Consider the following 21007-nt stretch of genomic DNA (forward strand, 5'->3'; position numbering starts at 1 on the left):
ATGACCCGTGTTTTCAATGGCCTGGCCCTGGCTGTGGGCCTGGTGCTGGCGTGCGGCGCGCAGGCGGCGGATGAGCAACTGGTCAAGCGCGGCGAATACCTCGCCCGCGCGGCCGACTGCATGGCCTGCCACACGGCCGAAGGCGGCGCGCCCTATGCCGGCGGCCTGCCGATTCATTCGCCGTTCGGCACCATCTACGGCACCAACATCACCCCGGACAAGCAGTACGGCATCGGCAACTACAGCACGGACGAATTTTTCGCCGCCCTGACCGAGGGCAAGCGCAAGGATGGCGCCAACCTGTACCCGGCCATGCCCTACACCTCGTACCACCTGGTCAAGCGTGAGGACTCGGACGCCATCCACGCCTACCTGATGACCGTGGCACCGATCAATCGCCCGGCACCGCAAACCAGCCTGAGCTTCCCGTTCAACGTGCGCACCGGCCTGATGGGCTGGAACATGCTCTACGGCAAGAGCGTGCAGCTGGAAGAGGGCAAGGGCAACAGCGAAGCCTGGAAGCGCGGCCAGTACATGGTCGAGGTGCTCGGCCACTGTGGCGAATGCCATACCCCGCGTAACCCGATCGGCGCGCTGCAGCAGGACAAGCGCCTGACCGGCGGCCTGCTGTTGGGCTACCTGGCGCCGAGCCTGCTGGCCAAGGACCTGGCCGAACGCGGCTGGAACCAGGCTGACCTGGCCACCTTCCTCAAGCACGGCATGAGTGCCCAGGGCAGCATGTTCAACGAGATGTACCCGGTGGTGCACCACAGCACCCAGCATCTGGAAGACAGCGACCTGTCGGCCATGGCCACCTACCTGCTGGGCGACCAGCCGCCGGCGGCCAAGGTGGTGCAGGCGGTGGCCCATGAAACCCTGGGCGAAAGCGCCAAGCGCGGTCGTCAGCAGTACCTCAACGTCTGCGCCGGCTGTCACGGCGTCGATGGCGAGGGCAAGCCGCACATCGCCGTGGCCATGCAGGGCAACACCGTGCTGCGCCAGGCCGACTCGCGCAACCTGGTCAAGGCCATCGTCGACGGTATCCGTGAACAGCAGTTCACCGGCTTCGAGCGCATGCAGCCGATGCCGGGCTTCGCCGACAAGCTCGACGACCAGCAACTGACCGACATGGTCAACTACCTGCGTGAAGCCTGGGGCGGTTTGCCGGGCGACCTGACCACCCAACAGCTGGCCCAGCTGAAGGCGGACTGACGTGCAGCATCTCGACCTGCTGGTGGTGCAACAGGCGGCGCAGTGGTCGCGTGACGGCTTGCGCGTATGGCTGTGCACCGTGCTCTGCACCTATGGCTCGGCGCCACGTGCGCCGGGCTCGCTGCTGGCCGTGAGTGAGGGCGGGCACTGGGTGGGGTCGCTGTCCGGCGGTTGTGTCGAAGAGGACTTCCTCGAACGCGTCGCCGCCGGCGAGTTCGTCGATGCCGTTGCCGTGGTGCGCTATGGCGACGGCAGCGACACCCGCTCGAATATCCGCCTGCCCTGTGGCGGCATCCTCGATGTGCTGGTCGAGCACCTGCCGGGCGATTGCGACACCCAGGCTCACCTGGCGCAACTGGAGGCGGCGCTGCTGGGCCGGCGCCGGTTGTTGCGCGAAGTGAACCTGCGTACCGGTGCGCGGCAACTGCACGATGACCAAAGCCAGGGGCCGCGGGTGGAGCAGGGCGAAACCAGCGTGCGCCTGCGCGTTGGCGCCGCCCAGCGCCTGTTGCTGGCGGGGTATTCGAGCGTCGCGCACTTCTGCGCCGAGTTCGGCAAGGGCCTGGGCTTTGAGGTGGTGCTGTGCGATCCGCGTGACGAGGTGATGGACAACGTGGTGCTCGACGGGATAGAAATCCGCCGGGAACTGCCCTCGCTGTTCATCGCCAACGGTGGCTGCCACCGCGACACGGCGGTGGTGGCGCTCACCCACGACCCGAAGATCGACGACCTGGCCATGCTCGAAGCCGTACAGACCGAAGCTTTCTATATAGGCGTGATGGGCTCACGCGCCACTTCGGAAAAACGCCGTGAACGCCTGCGCCGCATCGGCGGGCTCGGCGATGCCGAGATGGCCCGCATCCACGCGCCCATCGGCCTCAACCTGGGCAGCAAGACCCCGGCGGAAATCGCCCTGGCGGTGCTCGCCGATATCCTGCGTACCCGCAGCGGCATTGGCCGCGAGGCGCTGTGACGGTCGTTGCGCTGGTACTGGCGGCGGGGCAGGGCTCGCGCTTTGGCGCGGACAAGCGCCGCGCCGTGCTCGGTGATGGCCGCAGCTTGTTGCAGCACAGCGTCGAGCGCGCCCTGGCGGTGTTCGACGAGGTGCGGGTGGTACTGCGCGACGGTGAGCGTGCCGATCTGCTGGGATTGCCTGACACTTGTTTCATCGTCCCTAGCCCCGATGCAGGGCTGGGCATGGGGCACAGCCTGGCGGCCGGTGCTGCTTCGTTGAGTGACTGCGCTGCCCAGGCGGTGGCAATCGTGCTGGGGGATATGCCCTGGATCTTGCCGCATACCTACCGTCGCCTGGTCGAGGCGGCGGATCCGGCAGCCATCGTGGTACCGCGCTACCAGGGCCAGAATGGCCATCCGGTGCTGTTCGGCCGCGATTATTGGCCTGAGCTGGCCGGGTTGTCCGGTGATGAAGGGGCGCGTTCGGTGCTGCAACGACACCGTGGTCGCGTGAGGGTGTTGGACGTGGACGACAGTGGGGCGGTGCGCGACGTCGATACACCTGCCGCGCTCGACTAGACTGCTTCGGGTCGTTCAAGGCCCATCGCGGGGCAAGCCCGCTCCCACGCCATGCAACACCATGGGGCATGGCATGGCGTGGGAGCGGGCTTGCCCCGCGATGGCTGCTAAGCATCGTTTACCGACGCCACCTTTCCGGTGGCCTCCTAGCAGGGATCCAGCTACCCACCCTCAGGCACAGGAGCACAGTAATGACTACCTCACCTGACGACAAACGCCCACAGCCCGACCCGGCCGAAGACAACGCCTTCTTCCCCTCGCCGTATTCCCTCAGCCAGTTCACCTCGAGCAAATCCGACCTCAGTGGCGCCGATTACCCAGCCCCTTACAAAGGCGGGCGCTGGAAAATCCTGCTGATCGGCGCCGATGAGCGCTACCTGCTCACCGACAACGGCACGCTGTTCTCCACCGGCAACCACCCGGTGGAAACCCTGCTGCCCATGTACCATCTGGACAAGGCTGGCTTCGCCTTCGACGTGGCAACCCTTTCGGGCAACCCGGTCAAGTTCGAATACTGGGCCATGCCCGGTGAAGACAAAGAGGTGCTGGGTCTTTTCGAGCGCTACCGCAAGGCGTTCAAACAGCCACGCAAACTGGCGGAGTTGCTCGAAGGCTCGCTGTCCGACTACATCGGCGTGTTCATCCCCGGTGGCCACGGCGCGCTGATCGGCCTGCCGCACAGCAAAGAAGTCGGGCAGGTGCTGCAATGGGCCGCCGACCACGACAAGTTTGTCATCAGCCTGTGCCACGGCCCGGCCGCGTTGCTGGCCGCCGGGCACCTCTACAAGGGCTACAAGATGTGCGCCTTCCCCGATGACCTGGACGCCAAGACTCCGGACATCGGCTACATGCCCGGCCACCTGACCTGGAAGTTCGGCGAGCGCCTTAAGGCCTGTGGCGTCGAAATCATCAACGACGGTATTTCCGGCGCCGTTCACCAGGACCGCAAGCTGCTCACCGGCGACAGCCCGCTGGCGGGCAATGCGCTGGGCAAGCTGGCCGCCGCGGCGCTGCTCAAGGCCGTCAACGGCGGGTGATCGGCACGTTTTTCAATACAGTGGCGCCGTGGGCGGTTCAGCCCTCGTGCGCCACGCTCAGCACCACCTTGCCGATATGCCGGCCCGACTCCATCAACGCGTGGGCTTGGCTCGCCGCCGCCAGCGGCAGGGTGGCATGGATCAGAGGCTTGACCGCGCCACTGTGCACCTGGTGCCAGACCTGGGCCTGCAGCTCGGCAAGAATTGCCGCCTTGTCGTCGGCGCTGCGCGCGCGCAGGGTCGAGCCGATATGGGTCAGGCGCTTGGTCAGCATGGGGAACAGGTTCACCTCGCTGGCCGGCCCCTTGATCACGCCGATCTGTACGATGCGCCCATCCATGGCGGCGGCCTGGAAGTTCCGCGCCACGTAGTCGCCGGCAATGATATCGACGATCACATCCACGCCCTTGCCCGCGGTGTGCAGCATGACCTGCTCGACGAAGTCTTCACGGGTGTAGTCGATGGCCACATCGGCGCCCAGTGCAAGGCTGGCGGCCTGCTGGGCAGCATCCTTGACCGTGGTGAAGATCTGCGTTGCGCCGAAGGCCTTGGCCAGTTGCGTGGCGGTGGTGCCGATGCCCGAGGCGCCGCCGTGGATCAGGATGCTGTCGCCGGCCTTGAAACCGCCGCGCTGGAACAGGTTGACCCACACGGTCATGAAGGTTTCCGGCAGCGCCGCCGCCTCGATCATGCTCAGCCCCTGGGGCAGGTGCGCGGTGGTACGTTCATCGGCCACGGCGTATTCGGCATAGCCGCCACCGGTTACCAGGGCGAGCACGGCATCGCCCAAGGCGAACTGACTGACCTGTTCGCCCAGTGCGACCACCTTGCCTGCGATTTCCAGGCCGGGGATGTCCGAGGCACCGGCGGGCGGGTCGTACAGGCCCTTGCGTTGCAGCAGGTCGGGGCCGTTCACGCCAGCGGCGTGGACCTTGATCAGGACTTCGCGCGGGCCGGGCCGGGGCGTGTCGCGGGTGGCCGGCTGCAGCACCTGCGGGTCGCCGGGCTGGGTGATCTCGATGGCAGTCATGTGCTGGGGAAGGATGTGACGCATGGTGACCTCTGTCATTCTGAACAACGTGCCGCACAGGGTAGGCAACCATCACCCGGCGGTCGCGCGGCGATTTTGCGGCGCACCGTTGCAGATTTTCTTCGAGGAACGCGCTGATGAATTGGGATGACGCACGCATGCTGCTGGCACTGAGCCGCGAACGCACCTTGCGCCGGGCGGCGCGGGTGCTGCAGGTCGATCAGGCCACGGTGGGGCGGCGGGTGGCGGCGCTGGAGGCCGACCTGGGCTCGACCCTGTTCCTGCGTACGCCCGCGGGTTACCAGTTGACCGCCAGCGGCGAGCTGGCGGCGGAACTGGCGCAGCAGATGGAGCGCGCTGCGCTGGAGCTGGCCGCACGGCTGCAGGGCACCGACAACGAGTTGGCCGGGGAGGTGCGGGTAGCGACCACCGATTCGCTGGCCTGCGACTTTGTCTTGCCGGCACTGGCGCAGCTGCAGCAGAGCCATCCGCAGATCCGGGTGATCCTTGCCAGCGGCTCGGAGCTGGTCAACCTGTCCCAGCGCGAGACCGATATCGCCATCCGCAACCTGCGCCCCGACAACCCGGACCTGGTCCTGCGCAAACTGGCCAGTTGGTCGCTGGGCCTGTTCGCCAGCGACAGCTATGTGCAGCGCCGTGGCGAGCCGTGCGAGGGCGACGGTTTCAGCGGTCATGAACTGGTGGTCTACGAGCCGTATTGGCGCGGCAACCCGTCACCGACGCTGGTGGATGAGCCGATAGCTCAGGCGCGGGTGGCGCTGGCGGTCGGCTCGAACCTGATGTTGCGTCGGGCGATCGCCAGCGGGCTGGGCATCGGTGAAATCCCCATCGAGCTCGGTGAGCGCGACGGCCTGCGCCGGCTGTGGCCGGCCCGTGCGCGACGCAAGCCCTACGAGGTGTGGCTGGTCACCCATCAGGACTTGCGCCACACCGCACGGGTGCGGGTCGTGATCGAGGCGCTGGTGCGTGCCTTCGCCACGCCATCGGCTGGCTGACGAAGGCGACTGTTCAGCTGCGCACGAACGCCAGCAGATCGGCGTTGATGGTCTCGGCATGGGTGGTCGGCATGCCATGGGGGTAGCTCTTGTACAGTTTGAGCGTGCCGTTGCGCAGCAACTCGGCCGAGCGTACCCCAGCGTTTTCGTAGGGCACGATCTGGTCGTCATCGCCGTGCATCACCAGCACCGGGATGTCGATGCGCTTGAGGTCTTCGCTGAAGTCGGTCTGGGAGAAGGCGACGATGCCATCGTGGTGCGCCTTGGCGCTGCCCATCATGCCCTGGCGCCACCAGTTCAGGATCACCCCTTCGTCCGCTTTCGCCCCAGGCCGGTTGTAGCCGTAGAACGGCCCGGCGGGCACATCGTGGAAGAACTGAGCGCGGTTGGCCGCGACCTGGGCCTGGAAACCATCGAACACCGATTTCGGCAGGCCGCCGGGATTGCTCTCGGTCTGCACCATCAGCGGTGGCACGGCGCTGATCAGCACGGCCTTGGGCACCTTGTCCTGCGGATGGCGAGTGAGGTAGCGGACCACTTCGCCACCGCCGGTGGAATGCCCGACATGCACGGCGCCCTGGCTGCCCAGGTGGTCGACCACGGCGGCCACGTCGTCGGCGTAGTGGTCCATGTCGTGGCCATCCCACACTTGGCTCGAGCGGCCGTGGCCTCGGCGGTCATGGGCGATCACCCGGTAGCCGCGTGCCAGGAAGTACAGCAGCTGGGCATCCCAGTCGTCGGCGCTGAGCGGCCAGCCGTGGTGGAAGTGAATGGCCTTGGCGTCCCGTGGCCCCCAGTCTTTGTAGAAGATTTCCACGCCATCTTTGGTCGTGACGAAGCCCATGATCGCGTCTCCTGTGTGATGAGCCTGCGCTGGCAGCCTGAGTTGTCAGGCCGTCGAACAACTGTAGGAGCAAACGGCGTTTGCCCATGACCTTCCGTCTTGTAATGAACCCCGCGCGGGTGCAGAATTCACGCCAGTAACGTAATACGTACCACGCTACGAAATATCGGAGAAAGCATGGCCCGTGCCGGCATTAGCGCAGCGCAAGTAAAGCAGGCTCAGCAATCGCTGATCGCCAGGGGCGAGCAACCCACCATCGATGCAATACGTATCGAATTGGGCAATACCGGCTCTAAAACCACCATTCACCGGCACCTCAAATCCCTTGGGCAGCAGCTCGTCGGGTTGGCTGACAGCAGCGGCCTGAGCGAGCCGCTTACGCGGCTGGTCACGCAACTCACGGCGCAACTGCAAAAAGAAGGGCAGGCGCGCATCGACGCGGCCGAGGCGCAGCACAACGAACAGTGCGCGCAGCTACAACTGCAACTGCAGTTGAGCCAGCGCGCATTGGCCGCAGCCCATCAGCAGCACCAGGCTCAGGCCAGTACATTGCAGGCCGAGTCGGACAAACTGGCCACCACCCAGGTCAGCCTGCAGGCGGAACTGTTGCGCAGCGCCAGCCTTGATCAGGCGCTCGGCGAGCTGCAGCTGCGTCTGGCCGACAAGGACGCGCAAATCCGCTCGCTTGAAGACCAGCAGCGGCGTGTCGACACCCAGGTGCGGCAGTTGCAGGGCCAGTTGCAAACCCTGCAACAGGGTGGCATCGCCCGTCAGGAAGAGCTGACCCGCCTGCACCGCGACAACGAACGCCTGCTCGCCGAGCAGCGCCAGGCGGTTGCGCAATGCACACTGCTCGACGGCCAGCTGGAGCAACGCGATGCTCAGGTGCAGGGTTTGCGCGCCATCCTTGCCCAGGCCCAGGGCGCCAGTGAAGAGCTGCGCCGCCAATGCAACGAGCGCGACCAGCAGCTGGCCCAGCTGCGCGCCAGCCAGCAGCCAGGTTGAAGGGCGCTGCCACCGGGCAAGCTATAGTCACTGCCGTCGAGTGTTGGATGACAAGGGATCCAGATGTGCGCAGCCAGGAAGCAGACTGAGGATGGCGTGTTTGCCGTGACCGGCGAGGGCCGTGCCGTGGCGTTGTTCCGCCTGGTGCTGGGTTTCATGGCCGTGGTGATGCTGGCTTTCGTGCTGATCGAGGGCTGGCGGATCTGGCGCGATTACCGCCAGGCCTTCTTCAATGCTGAGAACGCGGTGACCAACCTGGCCCGGGCCACCGCCCAGCACGCCGAGGACGCCATCCGCCAGGTCGACGCCATTACCGCGGCATTGGCCGAGCGCCTGGAAGGCGATGGTTTCGAGCACATCGACCGGCCGCGCCTGCATGCGCTGCTCAAGCAACAGGCGCAGATCATGCCGCAACTGCACGGCTTGTTCGTCTATGCGCCGGACGGCAGCTGGGTGGTCACCGACCAGGACGTGGTGCCGCCCAATGCCAACAACGCCGACCGTGACTATTTCATCTATCACCGCACCCACGCCGACCGCCAGGTACGCATCGGTGCGGTGGTGCGCAGCCGTTCCACGGGTGATTTGATCATCCCTATCTCGCGCCGCCTGGACTACTCTGACGGCCGTTTTGCCGGGGTGTTGCTGGGCACCATCAAGGTCGACTGGTTCGTGCGCTACTACGGCGACTTCAAGATCGACGAGCGTGGCGCCCTGGTGCTGGCCAAGCGCGATGGCACCATCCTCGTGCGCCGGCCATTCGTCGAGCAGGTGATCGGCCGCAGCCTGGCGAGCAGCGAGATCTTCCGCAAATACCTGCCTTATGCCAGCGAGGGTGTGGCCGAGGCGGTGGCAGTGGTCGATGGCACGCCACGCTTGTATGGCTTTCGCGCCTTGTCGAGCTACCCGCTGGTGGTGGAGGCGGGGTTGTCACGCGAGTCGATCATCGCGCCGTGGCGCCACGACATGCTCAAGTCGCTGGTGGTGCTGGTCTTGCTGCTGGTCGGGGTGGCCGGCTTTGGCTGGGTGGTGCTGCGTCAGCTACGCGAACGCATCGTCATCGAGCGGGCGCTGCACCAGGCACACCAGACGCTCAAGGCGCTGGCCCTGACCGACAGCCTGACCGGGCTGGGCAACCGCCGGCGGCTGGACGCGGTGCTGGAGCCGGAGCTGCGTCGGGCGCGCCGGCAGGGCTATGCGGTGGCGCTGGTGATGCTCGACCTCGACTATTTCAAAGCCTACAACGACCGCTATGGGCACCTGGCCGGCGATGAGTGCCTGCGCCGATTCGGCGGCTTGTTGAAGCAAGCGCTCAAGCGCCCGGCCGACTTGGCGGTGCGCTATGGCGGCGAGGAGTTCACCCTGTTGCTGCCCAATACCGATGCCCAGGGGGCCAGCCAGATCGTCCAGGAAATCCTGCAACTGCTGCGCCGCCAGGCCATCGAACACGCTGGCAGCCCGCTGGGGCAGGTGTCGGCCAGCGCCGGCATCGCCGTGGGCGCGCCCAGCCTTGAGGCCGTGACAGCGCAAAACCTGATGGCGGCGGCGGATGCGGCGCTGTATCAGGCCAAGCATCAGGGCAGGGATCGGTTTTGCCTGGCGGGCAGTGTTGAGGTTGGCGCGCAGCCCTGAGGGTCTAGACGGCCAAGCGCATGGCACAGCGATCTTCAAGCCCATGCGCCCGTTCGGCTGCCAATAGCGTTTTGAGGCGCTGGTCCAGCGCCGCATCCCCTAGCCGTTCGAAGCCATAACGCTGGTAGAAAGGCCCATTCCATGGCACTTCGCCAAAGGTGGTCAGCGTCACCACCTGTAGCCCGAACTGGCGCGCCGCTGCCACCGCCCGATCCAGCAATTGCCGGCCAAGGCCTTGGCCTTGGGCGTCCTGGCGGACCGACAGCTCATCGATGTGCAGCACCGTATCGATGCGGGTGGCACACAGGAAACCCAATGGCCGGTCCTCGGCATCCACTGCTACCCAGCTGGTGCCCGCCCTGAAAAACGCGGCATGTGCCGTTTCGTCCATGACCTCGCTGTCGGCCAGCCAGGCCAGTGCCGGGTACTGCCTGAACGCCTGGGCGGCGGAGTGCTCGATGGCGGGCAGCAGGGGGAGGTCGGTGGCGAGGGTAGGGCGAACGGTCATGGCAGGGGCTCGAGGTGGGTAGTGGGATTGTGCCCTAAAGCCAGAGGTGATCAAGATCGATGCTGGCCTGGGTCGGCCTCACTACCTGGATATGCCCGACATCTTGCTGAGAATCGTCCTACAAGCGTTCGGACAGGTCCTGCATATTCCGTTGAGAAACCCCGCTAGCTTGGCAGCTTTTCCTCTGGCGGGGCGATGCTGTGCAAGCCCTTGCCAGGCTGACATGACAGGGGACAACGGATGTTCGACTCAACACCTACAGAGCGCCTGCGCTTTCACCTGCCGGCGGTCCAGCACGATTTTCAGGCACAGCCTGCCCTGTTGCTACCGACCACGGTGGGCCCGGTACAACTGGCACTGGTGACGGCGAGCCAGGCACTTGGCCGCGCGGTGCGCACCGTGTGTGACAGCTGTTGCGAGGCACTGCCCGCGCCCCTGGGAGGTTCCGCATGAACGCGCCGACCCCTTGGCAATGGATGGCACGGGAGCGGGCCAGTGGCCGCGACATCGTGCTGATACTGGATGCCGGCTTCGACGCCCGCCAGGCCCTCATGGCCCGTCTGGGCTCAGAGCGTTGGTGTGCTCTGTACCACCAGACCGAAGTCGCCCACCTCGCCGCGCATGGGCCGGTGTGCTTCCTGATCGGTGAAGGCGAAGTACGTTTGCTGCAGGGCCTGCTGGAGGCGCCGCAGGACAATTGGGGCTGGCTGGCCAGCCTGGCTCCCGGTGAGCTGGCAGCCTGGGTCGAGCATTGGCGTGCCCGGCTGCTGCTGGGCCAGCGGCCGCAACGGGCGTTGTATCGCTTTCACGACAACCGCGAGCTGGCCCGAGTGATGACGGTGCCGGAGCGCAGGGCTGCCTGGCTCGGCCAGGCTATCAGTGTGTGCTACTGGCAGGCCACGGCCTGGCAGGTGGTGGACAACCCGGCGCCGCGTGCCTATCCGGCCCCGTCCGACCCAAGCTGGTTTCCCACCCCGGCCGAGGCCGCAAGCGATGGCGTCTTCTTGGCCAATGCCCATCGCTATCTCTGCAGGCGGCATCTGCCTGCCTACAGCACCCTCGCCGAAAGCCAGGCGCACCTCGACTGGTTGGCAAGCCAGCTGCGCCAGGCCCGGGCCTGGGGTTGGCATACGGGGGAGGCGATCGAGTTTCTGCTGATGTTGAGCCTGCACTCGCCGGGGTACGAGGTGCCGCGTGAGTGTGCGCCGCTGGCTGATGAAAGCCCTCAGGCGCACTTGGAGCGGCTGCGGCTTCGCACGGTGTTTTGAACAGGGAGAAAAGTATGAAGCGTTCGATACTCAAGTGTGTGGTGCTGGTGGGTTTGGTTTCAGTGGTGGGGTGCGTTGAAGAGAAGCCGAATACGTTCAAGTTAGTGGGTGAATTACCCCCTGACTTTGGGTATGAGGCGGTTGCGCTCTATGAGCCGGAGCCCGGGACAAAGTGCGAAGTGACCGATTGGCGCAGAACCATGCCGTCGTTCAATAGGAATTGGCCTAAAGAGTACAGCCCGACGTCGGTCATTGAGATTCGAAAAACGATCAAGGGCTGCCGGATGATTGTTAGTCATATAAAGATCAGAGTCATGGCTTTTTACGGGAGCGCTTTTCACCATCGGTCAGAAGATAGGGCTAATGTTGGAGTTTATACAGAGCTGGATGAAAAATATCGGCGTGTCATGAATGCCGAGGATGGAGATACGTTCTACGGTAAATGTCAGTGGCTATTTCGAACTATGGGGCCGGATCGTGTAATTCGAAAAATACTAGATTGCAAGAAAGACAATGAGCGCGGCGAGGTTTCTCTCGGGAGTCCTTTTGGTGCTTACCTGGTCAGTCAACTTCCTGGAAAAACAGTGAGGATGAATATTAGGCTTGAAGATAAAGAAATCCCTTCAATTGGAGATACTTGGATCGAATTCCCCTATGGATGGAAGAGATGCTTAGGGAAGGGTGTTAATGATCTTTACGGGTTTTGCCGGGGAAATCAAACAGATTTTGTTGATTTCAAGATGCCGGACGGACGCATCTGCAGTATTTATCCTAACTGTGGTGAGTAATCAATGATGAATCGCGACGAGTTTATAAAAGAGATAAATCATCCAGTGAATGGCCTTATGTTGGTCTGCCCAAGTCGTGACGGATCAACAAGCTTTCAGTTAGTGGATGAGCTAGGGAGTGGCACCTCATATGTGGGGGCTTTTTATGAGGTTGTCGACATGGAGGGGGTGATCTATAAGGGTGCGCTAAATATAGAGGGTAGAGGGGAGATTCAAAGTCATTACGCTGGTCCAGTGTGCTTGCGATTTACAGTTGGCTACGCGGGCGGTGATGAATGTTATTCATGGCTGCAAAAGCGGCGCCACTATCCGCTAAAAATTACAGACATTCAGGTTTGTGCAGAACAAACTCGCTATGTTAACCACGACAGTACTCGAACGACCTCCAACCCGGCAGGCGAGCATGCGGACTATTTCCTTCAAGTAGAAGTTCGGGAGCTTGTCCGTCATGGCTGCCACCTTCCTCCGCTATCAGCACGCTCCTTCCCACCCGCCAAAGGGCTCCGGCGGATCATGGGCAAGCACTGCGAGTGGGGTGTGGCGCTCATGCCCGGCAAGCATACTGTGCTGGAGGTCCGCCCGCTTCGGGCGTTCCGGCCCGTACTATCAATGGACCCTGAGTTCTGCGCGCTGAATCTGTATCAGTTGGCCTTGATGGCCACGCTCAGCTACAACCCGTTCGGCCAGGAGCCACCGGGCCATCCTGTGCTGGCCGCTTCGGTCAGTTTTCCCCATGCCCCCACCGTCGGAAACTGGTTTGGCGAGGCACTGGCCTGTGGCCAGGAGATCTGGCGCGTTGATTCATCCCAGCGCAAAGAGTACTTCCCGCTGTACGAGGATGTGCCCTACTCCCAGCGATGGGAAATCGCACCATTCGATCCTGATCTCTATGAGAAGAACAGTCCCGATTTGGGTAAAGAGCAGGAGAACCCGGCCTCTATTCATTTCCTGGATGACCGGAAGGAGCTAGACGCTACGGACACGCAGGCCTTCATCACCCACAACGCCGAYGTGATGATCATCGCGATTCGCGGCACCAGCGAGATGATCCCCGACCTGCTTCGCGATTTTGATGCCCGGCAGGTGCCGTTCGAAGAGGGGAGCGGTATGGTCCATCGGGGCTTTTACCTKGCGGCGAAGCGTGCCTTGCTGTTCGCGACAAGCTACCTGGACAAGTTCTACCAATCACAGCAACTCATCATCTGTGGCCACAGCCTTGGCGGTGCAATCGCCTTGCTGCTGGCGCAGATGCTGCGCGAAGCCGACAGCCGCTACCCCCTGCAGCTCTACACCTACGGCGCCCCGCGTGCTGGCGACACCACCTTCACCCGCAGCGCCGCCGACCTGCTGCACCACCGCATCGTCAGCAACGACGACCTCATCCCCAACCTGCCGCTGCCGTGGATGAACACCCGCTACGAGGTGATCGCCCCAGGCGCCATCCTGGCGCCGATCAGCTTCCCGCTGGGCATGAAGATCATGCACACAGGCCTGGTCAACCAGGACGGCGAGCCCTACGAGCACCATGGCGACCTGCGCCATTTCATGCCGATCCAGCTCAATGGCCAGGAGGAGTCGGCCATCCTCTGGAGCCCGGGCTGCACTACCATCACCGCGCAAGCTGCCTGCAGCCAGTACCTGAGTCAGGTGGACAAGCTGCCCGAGCACCGTTCGTTCAGCCTCAACGATCACTACATGGTCAGCAGCTATGTCCCGGCCTGCTGGGCCATGCTGCGCCGCCACCAGCAGGCGCTGGCCAACCGCACGCCGGCGGTGACCGTACGGGAACTGGAAGTGGTGGAGGTCGCGCTGGAGGAGATCGACAGGCAGTTGCGCGAGCGTCGCACCAGGCTGGCGTTGGGCGACCATTACCGGCGCCCGCATGAAGCCAGTTTGCCGCAGATCGAGCGGGAGCTGGAACGCCTGGAGGCCACCCGTGCACGCCTGGGCAGCCTGCGCCGCGCACCGGTCAGCGAGGCCGACGTCTACGGTACCCTCGCGGGCCAGCCGCAACTGGCCGAAGCCTTGGCGCGGTGGCAGGCGCAGGTCGGCAACACCCGTGTCGAGCCATTGGCCATGGCGCCGGCGGAACGTGCCTCGAGGGTGCCGGAGATCAAGGTAGTAACCTCCGACGAGATCTTCGCCATGCTCGATGCCCAGAGCGATCCGAATGACCCTTTGAACCTGATATGAAAACGGTTCTTCACGGATTACCGGGAACGTCATTGCTGATCTTCAGGAAATGGAATTCGCTGTCCCGGTAACCGTAGGCGATCCGGTTGTTGATCCCACGTCGGCTTCCACCAACCGCACAAACCTGAATCAAGTGGAGCTGGCTCGCCAGCGATAAGGCCCGTCGAGAGTGCTTGCATTGTAAGTGTTATAACGTAACATTTAGCGCTCTCACCGACCAAGGTCTCCCTCCGTGATCCGCAGAAACCCTTCCGGCCATCTCCCCGAAATCGCCGCCTCGGCCTACATCGACCACACCGCGATCATCTGCGGCAAGGTGATCATCCACGACAACGTGTTCGTCGGCCCCTACGCGGTGATCCGCGCCGACGAGGTGGATGCCAGCGGCGACATGCAGCCCATCGTCATCGGCGCCAACTCCAATATCCAGGATGGCGTGGTGATCCACTCCAAGTCCGGCGCCGCCGTGCGTATCGGCGAATTCAGCTCCATTGCCCACCGCTCCATCGTGCACGGCCCGTGCGAGGTCGGCGACCGGGTATTCATCGGCTTCAACAGCGTGCTGTTCAACTGCAAGGTGGGTGACGGCAGCGTGGTGCGGCACAACTCGGTGGTCGATGGCCGCGACTTGCCGCCGCGCTTCTACGTGCCGCCGACCGAACACATCGGCCCGCACACCGACCTTGCCAGCTACCCGCCGGTGAGCGTTTCGGCCTCGGAGTTCTCCGAGGACGTGGCGCGCACCAACATCGACCTGGTCCAGGGCTACAAGGCCCTGCACAACGAGTTCTGAGCATGGACACGCTGCTGGTACGCAATGCCCGGCTGGTCAACGAGGGGCGCGAGTTCGACGCCGACTTGCTGGTACGCCACGGCCGCATCGAGCGGATCGACGCAAGCATCGGCAACGTGCGCGCAACCCGGGAGATCGACGCCAAGGGCGCCTTCCTGCTGCCGGGGATGATCGACGACCAGGTGCATTTCCGCGAGCCGGGCGCGCCGCACAAAGGCAGCATCGCCAGCGAGTCGCGGGCGGCGGTGGCCGGGGGCATCACCAGTTTCATGGACATGCCCAACACCAGCCCGCCGACCCTCACCCGCGAGGCTCTGGCCGACAAACAGCGCCGGGCAGCGGCGGGGTCGCAGGCCAACTACGGCTTTCACTTCGGCGTGAGCCGCGACAACCTCGACACCATTGCTGCCCTCGACCCGCGCGAGGTGGCCGGGATCAAGGTGTTCATGGGGGCGTCCACCGGCAACTTGCTGGTGGACGATCCGCAGGTACTGGAAAAACTGTTCGTCTATGCACCGACCCTCGTGCTAGCCCATTGCGAACACACCCCCAGCATCCTCGACAACGAGGCCTGGTGGCGCGACCGGCATGGCGAGTTCATCCCACCGGCCGCGCATCCGCTGATTCGCGATGCCGAGGCCTGCTATCGCTCGTCCAGCCTGGCCGTCGAGCTGGCCCGGCGCTTTGGCACTCGGCTGCACGTGCTGCACCTCACCACTGCGCGGGAGTTGGCGTTGTTCGAACCCGGCCCGGTGGCCGGCAAGCGCATCACCGCCGAGGTGTGCCTGCACCACCTGTATTTCGACGACAGCGACTACGCCAGCCTCGGTCACCTGATCAAGTGCAACCCGGCGATCAAGACCGCCAGCGACCGCGTGGCGCTGCGCCGGGCGCTGGCCGAGGACCGCATCGATGTGATCGGCACCGACCATGCACCGCACACGCTGGAGGAAAAGCGCCGGACCTACGGTCGAGCGCCGGCCGGCTTGCCGCTGGTGCAGCATGCGCTTCCCGCGGCGCTGGAACTGGTCAGCGAGGGGGCCCTGAGTCTGGCGCAGATGGTGCACAAGACCAGCCACGCGGTGGCCGAGCTGTTCGCCATTCGTGAGCGGGGCTTCTTGCGTGAAGGGTATTGGGCCGACTTTGCCCTGGTAGAGCGCCTGGCGGTGCCACGCCCGGTGGCGGCCGATCCGGTATTGGCCCATTGCGGCTGGACGCCGTTTGCGCAGCGCAGCTTCCATCATGTGGTGCGCAGTACGGTGGTCTCCGGGCAATTGGCCTGGCACGAGGGGCGGGTGCAGGACGGTTGCCAGGGGCTACCGTTGATGTTCGAGCGTTAGCCCAATCGCCGGCAAGCCGGCTCCCACAGGTGCGGTAGGGGTGGGAGCTGGCTTGCCAGCGATTGGGGCGCAGAGCGCCCCCAAAATTTCAAAGGAGTACATCAATGACCGAAGACGAACTGTTGCGCCAGCCTGTCAGCGCCTACATGAACGAACCCCAACGCCAATACTTCCGCAACCTGCTACTGGCCGATCGCGACGCGCTGCAGGCCCGCATCGACAGTGAGTTTCGCGCCCTGCGCGAGCAGGAGGTGCACAGCGACCCGGCCGATATTGGCAGTGCCGAGGAAGAACGCCATTGGCAGCTGCGCTCGCTGGAACGCGAAAAGAAACTGTTGGACAAGATCGACCAGGCGCTGGAGCGCCTGGCCCGCGGCGAATACGGCTGGTGCGAGGAAACCGGCGAGCCGATCGGCCTGCGCCGCCTGCTGCTACGCCCCACCGCCAGCCTGAGCATCGAGGCCAAGGAGCGCCAGGAGCTCAGGGAGCGGCATTTGCGCCACGACGGTTAATCACTGTTCAGCGCCAGGGCCTGCAGCTGCCAGCGCACCGAGCTGACGCCTTTCTCCAGGCTCACCCGGCTGACCAGGCGCTCCAGCGTGGCGGGCGCCTGCGGGCTGCCGAGCAATTCAGCGCGTACTTCCAGGCGCGCCGGATCAGCCAGGTCCTCGCTGTGCAGCGACTGCAGGCGCAGGCCTGGGTCGCTGAGGCTGTGCAGCATCAGGCTGCGCACCTGGATCTCGTCCTCGGCGCGGCAGACGATGCGCACTTCGAAACGCTGCTCGACCTCGCTGGCCGGCACCACCTCCTGGCGGTCCAGACGTTGGGCGATGTCACGCAGCAGGATATTGGCGCACAGCACCACCAGGCTGCCCAACGCGGCCTCCAGCAACAGGCCAAGGCTGCACAGCACCCCGACTGCGGCGGTGCACCAAAGCGTGGCGGCGGTGTTCAGGCCGCGTACGTTGAAGCCGTCGCGCATGATCACGCCACCGCCCAGAAAGCCGATGCCCGACACCACATAGGCGGCGATGCGCGAGGCATCGCTGGGGCTCATGCTCGGCACGGCCTGGGTCATCAGCACGAACAGGCAGGCGCCGGTGCTGACCAGCGCGTTGGTGCGCAGGCCGGTCAGGCGCTGACGCAGTTGCCGCTCGGCGCCGATCAGCGCACCGAGTACCAGGGCCACGCTCACGCGCAGCAGAAAGATTTTCCAATCCATAGCGAACCTCGTTCCACGGGCCAAGGCCCATGCAAGCGCCGCTTGCACGGCGGCGCGGTTGAAAACGGTGAATGCGCAGGACCACGGGCCGGCACGCCAACAGGGTGGCGGGGCGGGGAAGAGGAGGAAGGGTAGGTCGTCTGAGACCTGAGGAAACCACCGTCTACCGAGTGCGGCGAGACAGTGGCAGGGACACTGCCGGACTAGCTCGCCGTGTGGGCCTGTCGCAAGCGACTGGGGCTACTGTCCAATGCAGGGGTCTCCTGTGCGGGGGATGCTTGAATGCGCGGCGGACCTTACGCCTTGAGCCTGGCAGGGTCAAGGCCGGGCGCATGACATTTGTGTTACGCAGGCGCGTGCAGGCGGGCGGCCTTCATGGAACATCGGCGCCGGGCAGTGTTACCCTTGCGCCTTTCGTTGCCAACCCCCGGACTGTCCCATGCTGTTCAATCTCGCCGTGCTGTTCGGCACCCTGGTGGCCATGGAGGGCGTCGGCACGCTGGCCCACAAGTACGTCATGCATGGTTGGGGCTGGTGGCTGCACCGCTCGCACCATGAACCGCAGCTGGGCATGCTGGAAACCAATGACCTGTATCTTGTCGCCCTGGGCTTGATCGCCACGGCGCTGGTGGCGCTGGGCAAGGCCGGGCACGCGCCTTTGCAATGGGTGGGCGGCGGTGTGGCGGGGTATGGCGTGGCCTACGTGCTGGCCCATGACGGCTTTTTTCACCGGCACTGGCCACGGGCGCCGAAGCCGGTCAATCGTTACCTCAAGCGCCTGCATCGGGCGCATCGGTTGCACCATGCGGTGAAAGGGCGCCAGGGCAGTGTGTCGTTCGGGTTCTTCTATGCGCCGCCGTTGCGGGTTTTGAAGCAGCAGTTGAAGCGTCGTCAGCGCTAAGGAGCGCTTCGCGCTCCAATCGCCGGCAAGCCGGCTCCCACCTCGACCGCGCTGACCTCAAGCCATACGCATTCTCTGTGGGAGCCGGCTTGCCGGCGATTGGCCTTTGGATCAGCTCACAGCCTTTTGTTCAGCTACCGTCTCCACCCCACGCCCCCGGCTCACCCACCAGCCAAAGGCCCCTGCGGTAAAGAACATGATCAGGCTATAGATCGCCGCTGGCACCGCCATGGTCGCGTTGTTCAGCAGCGACGGGCTCAGTGCCAGGGCAATTGCCAGGGTGCCGTTGTGGATGCCGATCTCCATGCCGATGGCGATCGCCTGGCGTTTCGGGATGCTCAGCAGCCGTGGCAGCCAGTAACCCACCCCCAGGCTGAGCAGGTTGAACAGCAGCGCGGCGCCACCCACGATCGGGGCGTACTCGACCACCGTCTGCCAGTCCTTGGTCAGCGCCAGGACGATGGTGAAGGCCAGGAACAGTGCCGCCACCAGCTTCATCGGTTTTTCCATGCGCGCGGCAAAGCGCGGCGCCCAGTGGCGGATCAGCATGCCCAGCGCCACCGGCAGCAGGACGATGGCGAATACCTGCATCACCTTGGCGAATTGCAGCGGGATGGCCTGGTCCGACTCCATGAACCAGATCAGCGACAGGTTGACCAGCAACGGCATGGTAAGGATGGCGATCAGCGAGTTCACTGCCGTGAGAGTGATGTTCAGTGCCACGTCGCCATGGGCCAGGTGGCTGAACAGGTTGGCGGTGGTACCGCCAGGGGAGGCGGCCAGCAGCATCAGACCCACGGCGAGCGCCGACTCCAGGCCAAAGCCGTTGGCGATCAGGAAGCACACCAAAGGCAGCAGCAGGATCTGGCAGGCCAGGCCGATGACCACGGGTTTTGGGTATTTCACCACCCGGGCAAAATCGGCCAGGGTCAGCGACAGGCCCAGGCCGAGCATGATGATGCCCAAGGCCAGGGGCAGGATTGCGGTGAGCAGCGGCGAGGCGGTCATGGGCGGTCTCTCGGGCGAAGGATCCCGAGCAGTCTAGGTGGCGGTTGAACGATAGCTAATCGCAAAGGGCCATACTTGGTAACCATTTATTACCAAGGCCACGGACACAGCGGCCTTGCGTCGCGTTGCGATGGCGCGCCTGGCGCAGTAGCATCTGCGTTTTGCCGAAGGATTAGCCTGTCATGCCGTTCCAGCAAGGTCTGCTTGCCACCCCGGTGCCGGCCCATGCCCGCCACCTGTTCTTCGCCCTCGATTGCCATGAGGCCTTGCCATCCGTGCTCGACCAGCTGATCGCCGAAGTCGATGGACAGAGCCTGATCCTGTGCGTCGGCACGCCGCTGGCCAAGGCCTTGGGCCGCGAAGTGCCGGGCCTGCGCAGCTTCCCGCAACTGGACGCCGTGGTGGAGAACCCGGCGACCCAGCACGCACTGTGGTTGTGGCTGCGTGGCGAGGAGCGGGGGGAGCTGTTCCTGCGTGCCCAGGCGCTGCAAGCGATGCTGGCACCGGCGCTGCGCCTGGTCGACAGCGTTGATGGTTTTTTGCACCGCGGCGGGCATGACCTGACGGGGTACGAAGACGGTACGGAAAACCCGGTGGAGCAGGACGCGGTCGATGCCGCCATCGTTGCAGGTGACGTACCTGGCTTGGCCGGTTCCAGCTTTGCCGCGTTCCAGTTGTGGAAGCATGACCTGAACTACTTCAAGGCGCTGCCGCAGGATGAGCAGGACAACATCATCGGGCGGCGCCTGAGCGACAACGAGGAGCTCGATGACGCGCCGGAGTCGGCGCACGTCAAGCGTACCGCCCAGGAGAGCTTCGAGCCCGAGGCGTTTGTGGTGCGGCGTTCGGTGGCTTGGGCCGATGAGCGAGGGGCGGGGCTGGCGTTTGTTGCGCTGGGGTACTCGCTGGACGCGTTCGAGGTGCAGCTGCGGCGCATGAGCGGGTTGGAGGATGGGGTGGTTGATGGGCTTTACCGTTTCAGCAGGCCTTTGAGTGGGGGGTACTACTGGTGCCCGCCGATGAGTGAGGCGGGGGCTGATTTGCGGGTGCTGTTGGGGTGATTCTGGTTGCCATTAGCCATTAGCCATTAGCCATTAGCCATTAGCCATTGGTTGGTTGGTTTTGAAAGTTGTATGCGCATTCATTTGTGATGTCGACGCGTAGTCACCTTTCCGCCCTTACGGCGGCTTACTTTGGTCTTGGCCAAAGTAAGCAAAGCCGCTCGCTCCCATCATACGGCCCCTACGCTGCGCTTCGGGGTCCCTTCGCTCCGGCGTCCTCCGGGCCCGCGCGGCCTCCGACTTGCTGCGCAAGTCTACATCTCGCGCCTTCGGCTRNCGCCGAAGGGTGCTGCGCACCAGGGCCCTCCAGACGCCTACACTCAGCCTCCTGAAGTCGCGAAGTTAGGGGCGGCGCCTGGGCTGGCGTTAGCTGTCGCTAGTTGGATGAGTTGGGGACTCAGGATTGCAATCGCTGGCAAGCCAGCTCCCACAGGTTAGTGCGAAACTCACAGACTTGCGCTGTACCTGTGGGAGCCGGCTTGAACTGGCCTAATGATTTTGGACACCTTCATCGGGCGCTATGATGGCGCCCAATTGGAGGCAAAATCAGTGCGTAAATCTTATTCAAGAGAATACAAAGTCCAAGCAGCCGAAATGGTACTGGACGGCGGCCAGT

The 21007-nt window shown here is 64.3% G+C and carries 22 protein-coding genes; 17 read left to right on the forward strand and 5 right to left on the reverse strand.

Features of this window, described 5'->3' with window-relative positions:
• The 4 genes from RTH46_RS18200 to hchA all read left to right on the forward strand — a co-directional run bounded on the left by RTH46_RS18200 (position 1) and on the right by hchA (position 3782).
• Positions 1–1212 (forward strand): cytochrome c, encoded by a 1212-nt coding sequence (locus RTH46_RS18200; protein WP_279847838.1) that lies wholly within the window; start codon positions 1–3, stop codon positions 1210–1212.
• Between the two features lies 1 nt (position 1213).
• On the forward strand, positions 1214–2185 hold the full coding sequence (locus tag RTH46_RS18205) for an XdhC family protein (RefSeq protein ID WP_316906275.1): 972 nt from the start codon (positions 1214–1216) through the stop codon (positions 2183–2185).
• On the forward strand, positions 2182–2745 hold the full coding sequence (locus RTH46_RS18210) for a nucleotidyltransferase family protein (protein ID WP_316906276.1): 564 nt from the start codon (positions 2182–2184) through the stop codon (positions 2743–2745). The genes RTH46_RS18205 and RTH46_RS18210 overlap by 4 nt, the downstream gene beginning before the upstream one ends.
• A 191-nt stretch (positions 2746–2936) precedes the next feature.
• Positions 2937–3782, forward strand: a complete 846-nt coding sequence (gene hchA / locus RTH46_RS18215; protein WP_153786386.1) for a glyoxalase III HchA — start codon at positions 2937–2939, stop codon at positions 3780–3782.
• Between the two features lie 37 nt (positions 3783–3819).
• Here hchA and RTH46_RS18220 read toward each other — a convergent pair whose 3' ends face one another.
• Positions 3820–4812: an NAD(P)H-quinone oxidoreductase gene (locus RTH46_RS18220; RefSeq protein ID WP_316906290.1), complete on the reverse strand. Its 993-nt coding sequence runs from the start codon at positions 4810–4812 to the stop codon at positions 3820–3822.
• 22 nt (positions 4813–4834) lie between these two features.
• On the opposite strand from RTH46_RS18220, the gene RTH46_RS18225 reads away from it, so the two are divergent.
• Together RTH46_RS18225 and RTH46_RS18230 are read left to right on the forward strand one after the other, a co-directional pair.
• Positions 4835–4963 carry a hypothetical protein gene (locus RTH46_RS18225; RefSeq protein WP_256671341.1) on the forward strand — a complete coding sequence of 43 codons (129 nt, stop codon included), beginning with the start codon at positions 4835–4837 and terminating at the stop codon, positions 4961–4963.
• Positions 4950–5828, forward strand: coding sequence for a LysR family transcriptional regulator (locus RTH46_RS18230; protein ID WP_316906277.1), 879 nt, complete (start codon positions 4950–4952; stop codon positions 5826–5828). Before RTH46_RS18225 ends, RTH46_RS18230 begins: the two co-directional genes overlap by 14 nt.
• Positions 5829–5841: 13 nt before the next feature.
• Here RTH46_RS18230 and RTH46_RS18235 read toward each other — a convergent pair whose 3' ends face one another.
• Entirely contained in the window at positions 5842–6672 is an 831-nt protein-coding gene (locus RTH46_RS18235) for an alpha/beta hydrolase (protein ID WP_316906278.1), read from the reverse strand.
• Between the two features lie 177 nt (positions 6673–6849).
• Between RTH46_RS18235 and RTH46_RS18240 the strand changes: the two genes are divergently transcribed.
• The gene (locus RTH46_RS18240; protein ID WP_316906279.1) at positions 6850–7677 is read left to right on the forward strand and encodes a DNA-binding protein; all 828 of its coding nucleotides are present in this window, start codon (positions 6850–6852) and stop codon (positions 7675–7677) included.
• A 63-nt stretch (positions 7678–7740) separates the two neighbouring features.
• Entirely contained in the window at positions 7741–9309 is a 1569-nt protein-coding gene (locus RTH46_RS18245; RefSeq protein WP_316906280.1) for a sensor domain-containing diguanylate cyclase, read from the forward strand.
• A 4-nt stretch (positions 9310–9313) separates the two neighbouring features.
• Here RTH46_RS18245 and RTH46_RS18250 read toward each other — a convergent pair whose 3' ends face one another.
• Positions 9314–9817 (reverse strand): GNAT family N-acetyltransferase, encoded by a 504-nt coding sequence (locus RTH46_RS18250; RefSeq protein ID WP_316906281.1) that lies wholly within the window; start codon positions 9815–9817, stop codon positions 9314–9316.
• A 240-nt stretch (positions 9818–10057) separates the two neighbouring features.
• On the opposite strand from RTH46_RS18250, the gene RTH46_RS18255 reads away from it, so the two are divergent.
• The 7 genes from RTH46_RS18255 to dksA all read left to right on the forward strand — a co-directional run bounded on the left by RTH46_RS18255 (position 10058) and on the right by dksA (position 16711).
• Positions 10058–10270, forward strand: coding sequence for a hypothetical protein (locus RTH46_RS18255; RefSeq protein WP_316906282.1), 213 nt, complete (start codon positions 10058–10060; stop codon positions 10268–10270).
• Positions 10267–11085, forward strand: coding sequence for a DUF4123 domain-containing protein (locus RTH46_RS18260; protein ID WP_316906283.1), 819 nt, complete (start codon positions 10267–10269; stop codon positions 11083–11085). The genes RTH46_RS18255 and RTH46_RS18260 overlap by 4 nt, the downstream gene beginning before the upstream one ends.
• A gap of 14 nt (positions 11086–11099) precedes the next feature.
• Positions 11100–11873, forward strand: a complete 774-nt coding sequence (locus tag RTH46_RS18265) for a hypothetical protein (protein WP_316906284.1) — start codon at positions 11100–11102, stop codon at positions 11871–11873.
• 609 nt (positions 11874–12482) lie between these two features.
• Entirely contained in the window at positions 12483–14066 is a 1584-nt protein-coding gene (locus tag RTH46_RS18270) for a lipase family protein (protein ID WP_316906285.1), read from the forward strand.
• A gap of 232 nt (positions 14067–14298) precedes the next feature.
• Positions 14299–14859 carry a carbonate dehydratase gene (locus RTH46_RS18275; protein ID WP_153786392.1) on the forward strand — a complete coding sequence of 187 codons (561 nt, stop codon included), beginning with the start codon at positions 14299–14301 and terminating at the stop codon, positions 14857–14859.
• A gap of 2 nt (positions 14860–14861) precedes the next feature.
• The gene (locus RTH46_RS18280; RefSeq protein ID WP_153786393.1) at positions 14862–16199 is read left to right on the forward strand and encodes a dihydroorotase; all 1338 of its coding nucleotides are present in this window, start codon (positions 14862–14864) and stop codon (positions 16197–16199) included.
• 104 nt (positions 16200–16303) lie between these two features.
• On the forward strand, positions 16304–16711 hold the full coding sequence (gene dksA / locus RTH46_RS18285; RefSeq protein WP_153786394.1) for an RNA polymerase-binding protein DksA: 408 nt from the start codon (positions 16304–16306) through the stop codon (positions 16709–16711).
• Here dksA and RTH46_RS18290 read toward each other — a convergent pair.
• A complete protein-coding gene (locus RTH46_RS18290) occupies positions 16708–17421 on the reverse strand; it encodes an MgtC/SapB family protein (RefSeq protein ID WP_279847821.1) in 714 nt (237 codons plus the stop codon). The genes dksA and RTH46_RS18290 overlap by 4 nt on opposite strands.
• A 439-nt stretch (positions 17422–17860) precedes the next feature.
• Between RTH46_RS18290 and RTH46_RS18295 the strand changes: the two genes are divergently transcribed.
• The gene (locus tag RTH46_RS18295; RefSeq protein WP_316906286.1) at positions 17861–18322 is read left to right on the forward strand and encodes a sterol desaturase family protein; all 462 of its coding nucleotides are present in this window, start codon (positions 17861–17863) and stop codon (positions 18320–18322) included.
• Positions 18323–18433: 111 nt separating this feature from the next.
• On the opposite strand, the gene RTH46_RS18300 is transcribed toward RTH46_RS18295, so the two are convergent.
• A complete protein-coding gene (locus RTH46_RS18300; protein WP_316906287.1) occupies positions 18434–19330 on the reverse strand; it encodes a bile acid:sodium symporter family protein in 897 nt (298 codons plus the stop codon).
• A gap of 182 nt (positions 19331–19512) precedes the next feature.
• On the opposite strand from RTH46_RS18300, the gene RTH46_RS18305 reads away from it, so the two are divergent.
• Positions 19513–20391, forward strand: coding sequence for a Dyp-type peroxidase (locus tag RTH46_RS18305; RefSeq protein ID WP_316906288.1), 879 nt, complete (start codon positions 19513–19515; stop codon positions 20389–20391).
• The last annotated feature ends 616 nt before the right edge of the window (positions 20392–21007 follow it).

Source organism: Pseudomonas sp. zfem004, from assembly GCF_032621715.1.
Lineage (GTDB): Bacteria > Pseudomonadota > Gammaproteobacteria > Pseudomonadales > Pseudomonadaceae > Aquipseudomonas > Aquipseudomonas sichuanensis.

Excerpts from the sequence above, each read along its gene's own strand:
- RTH46_RS18200 (WP_279847838.1), top strand. The coding sequence starts at position 1 with ATGACCCGTGTTTTCAATGGCCTGGCCCTGGCTGTGGGCCTGGTGCTG.
- RTH46_RS18260 (WP_316906283.1), top strand. The coding sequence starts at position 10,267 with ATGAACGCGCCGACCCCTTGGCAATGGATGGCACGGGAGCGGGCCAGT.
- RTH46_RS18265 (WP_316906284.1), top strand. The coding sequence starts at position 11,100 with ATGAAGCGTTCGATACTCAAGTGTGTGGTGCTGGTGGGTTTGGTTTCA.
- RTH46_RS18225 (WP_256671341.1), top strand. The coding sequence starts at position 4,835 with ATGGTGACCTCTGTCATTCTGAACAACGTGCCGCACAGGGTAGGCAAC.
- RTH46_RS18300 (WP_316906287.1), bottom strand. The coding sequence starts at position 19,330 with ATGACCGCCTCGCCGCTGCTCACCGCAATCCTGCCCCTGGCCTTGGGC.
- RTH46_RS18235 (WP_316906278.1), bottom strand. The coding sequence starts at position 6,672 with ATGGGCTTCGTCACGACCAAAGATGGCGTGGAAATCTTCTACAAAGAC.
- RTH46_RS18245 (WP_316906280.1), top strand. The coding sequence starts at position 7,741 with ATGTGCGCAGCCAGGAAGCAGACTGAGGATGGCGTGTTTGCCGTGACC.
- RTH46_RS18290 (WP_279847821.1), bottom strand. The coding sequence starts at position 17,421 with ATGGATTGGAAAATCTTTCTGCTGCGCGTGAGCGTGGCCCTGGTACTC.
- hchA (WP_153786386.1), top strand. The coding sequence starts at position 2,937 with ATGACTACCTCACCTGACGACAAACGCCCACAGCCCGACCCGGCCGAA.
- RTH46_RS18240 (WP_316906279.1), top strand. The coding sequence starts at position 6,850 with ATGGCCCGTGCCGGCATTAGCGCAGCGCAAGTAAAGCAGGCTCAGCAA.
- RTH46_RS18305 (WP_316906288.1), top strand. The coding sequence starts at position 19,513 with ATGCCGTTCCAGCAAGGTCTGCTTGCCACCCCGGTGCCGGCCCATGCC.
- RTH46_RS18250 (WP_316906281.1), bottom strand. The coding sequence starts at position 9,817 with ATGACCGTTCGCCCTACCCTCGCCACCGACCTCCCCCTGCTGCCCGCC.
- RTH46_RS18220 (WP_316906290.1), bottom strand. The coding sequence starts at position 4,812 with ATGACTGCCATCGAGATCACCCAGCCCGGCGACCCGCAGGTGCTGCAG.
- RTH46_RS18280 (WP_153786393.1), top strand. The coding sequence starts at position 14,862 with ATGGACACGCTGCTGGTACGCAATGCCCGGCTGGTCAACGAGGGGCGC.
- RTH46_RS18255 (WP_316906282.1), top strand. The coding sequence starts at position 10,058 with ATGTTCGACTCAACACCTACAGAGCGCCTGCGCTTTCACCTGCCGGCG.
- dksA (WP_153786394.1), top strand. The coding sequence starts at position 16,304 with ATGACCGAAGACGAACTGTTGCGCCAGCCTGTCAGCGCCTACATGAAC.
- RTH46_RS18230 (WP_316906277.1), top strand. The coding sequence starts at position 4,950 with ATGAATTGGGATGACGCACGCATGCTGCTGGCACTGAGCCGCGAACGC.
- RTH46_RS18295 (WP_316906286.1), top strand. The coding sequence starts at position 17,861 with ATGCTGTTCAATCTCGCCGTGCTGTTCGGCACCCTGGTGGCCATGGAG.